Here is a 2240-nt window from a genome sequence, read left to right as displayed (position 1 = left end):
CGCCGCAGACTCACCCCGCGACAACGCCTCCAGACCCGCACAGAGCTCGTCCTGCCCCGAACCCACCAGCACAGCCCGGTGCTCGAACACCGAACGCATGGTCGCCAGCGAGAAACCGACATCGACCAGCGACAGCTCGGCCCGCTCCTCCAGGTGCTCCAGCAGACGCCCGGCCTGGTCCCGCAGCGCCTCGGGCGTCCGGCCCGACAGCACCAGCGGCAGCGGCGCGGACAATGGCTCGGACGGTACGGCGTCGAACGCCGGCGGCTGCTCGATGATGGTGTGCGCGTTGGTACCGCTGATACCGAAGGAGGACACGCCCGCGCGACGCGGACGGCCGGTCTCCGGCCACGGCCGGGTCTCCGTCAGCAGTTCCACCGCACCCGCCGTCCAGTCCACATGGGTGGACGGCTGGCCGACGTGCAGGGTCTGCGGCAGCACGCCGTGCCGCATCGCCATGATCACTTTGATGATCCCGGCGACGCCGGCGGCGGCCTGGGTGTGGCCGAGGTTGGACTTCACCGAGCCGAGCCACAGCGGACGGTCGTCCGAGTGCTCCTGACCGTAGGTGGCCAGCAGCGCCTGCGCCTCGATCGGGTCGCCCAGCGTCGTACCGGTGCCGTGCGCCTCGACCAGGTCGACGTCGTCGCCCCTCAGTCCGGCGGAGGCCAGCGCCTGGCGGATCACCCGCTGCTGGGACGGGCCGTTGGGCGCGGTCAGACCGTTGCTGGCACCGTCCTGGTTGATCGCGGAGCCGCGCACGATGCCGAGCACCGGGTGCCCGTTGCGCCGGGCGTCGGAGAGCCGCTCGACCAGCAGCATGCCCGCGCCCTCGGCCCAGCCGGTGCCGTCGGCGTCGTCGGAGAAGGACTTGCAGCGGCCGTCGGCGGCCAGTCCGCGCTGGCGGCTGAAGTCCACGAAGGTGTCCGGCGTGGACATCACGGTGACACCGCCGGCCAGCGCCAGCGAGCACTCACCCGCGCGCAGGGCCTGGATCGCCCAGTGCAGCGCGACCAGCGAGGACGAGCACGCGGTGTCCACGGTTACGGCCGGGCCCTCCAGACCCAGGACGTAGGACACTCGGCCGGACGCGATGCTTCCGGCGCTGCCGGTGCCGAGGTAGCCCTCGACGCCCGGCGGGATGGCGGGGAGGCGGGAGATGTAGTCGTGGTACATCACACCGGCGAAGACACCGGTCCGGCTGCCCCGGACGGTCTCCGGGTCGATGCCCGCCCGCTCGAACGCCTCCCACGAGGTCTCCAGCAGCAGCCGCTGCTGCGGGTCCATCGCCAGCGCCTCACGCGGCGAGATGCCGAAGAAGGCCGGGTCGAACTCACTGGCGTTGTGCAGGAACCCGCCCTCGGCGGTGTAGGAGGTGCCGGGGTGGTCGGGGTCCGGGTGGTAGAGGTTCTCGACGTCCCAGCCACGGTCGGTGGGGAAGGGTGAGATGCCGTCCGCACCGGAGCTGATCATGCGCCAGAGGTCCTCGGGCGAGCGCACCCCGCCCGGGTATCGGCAGGCCATACCGACGATCGCGATCGGGTCGTCGGCGCGGCTCGCCAGGACCGGCGCCGCCTCGGTGGCCGCCTCGCGCAGCCCCAGCGCCTCGGTGAGCAGGTAGTCGGCGAGCGCGGTGGGGGTCGGGTAGTCGAAGACCACGGTGGCCGGGAGCCGGACGCCGGTCGCGGCGTTCAGGCGGTTGCGCAGCTCGACCGAGGTCAGCGAGTCGAAGCCGATCTCCCGGAACGCCTTCCCCGGCTCGACCGAGTGCGGGCCGGCGTGACCGAGGACGAGGGCGACCTGGATGCGGACCAGCTCCAGCAGCGCGCGCTGCTGGTCGTCCTCGGTCAGGCCGAGCAAGCGGGCCAGCAGCGAGGCGCCCTCCGCGGAGGTTCCGGCCTCGGCCGCACGGCGGTTCGGGGTGCGGACCAGTCCGGCGAGGATGGCGGGCAGTTGGCCGGTCCTGGCCTGGACGCGCAGTCCGGCCTGGTCCAGGCGGATCGGTACGGCGACGGCCGCGTCCTGCACGAGGGCCGCGTCGAACAGGGCGAGGCCGAGTTCGGCGGTGAGCGGGGCCACGCCACCGCGCGCCATCCGCTGCACATCGGCCTCGTCGAGGGTGCCGGCCATACCGCCGGCCCACAGGCCCCAGGCGAGCGAGGTCGCCGGGAGACCGGCCGTACGGCGCTGCTGGGCGAGGGCGTCCAGGAAGCTGTTCGCGGCGGCGTAGTTGCCCTGGC

1 protein-coding gene is annotated in these 2240 nt (G+C 73.1%); it reads right to left on the bottom strand.

From position 1 onward, the window contains the following. A partial coding sequence (locus tag ABD369_RS40390) for a type I polyketide synthase (protein WP_344641626.1) occupies positions 1 to 2240 on the bottom strand: 2240 nt, incomplete at both ends.

Origin of the sequence: Kitasatospora cystarginea (genome assembly GCF_039533515.1) — a bacterium.
GTDB lineage: Bacteria > Actinomycetota > Actinomycetes > Streptomycetales > Streptomycetaceae > Kitasatospora > Kitasatospora cystarginea.
Note: the sequence above shows the minus strand (reverse complement) of the source record. Positions and strands in the feature narration are given on the sequence as shown.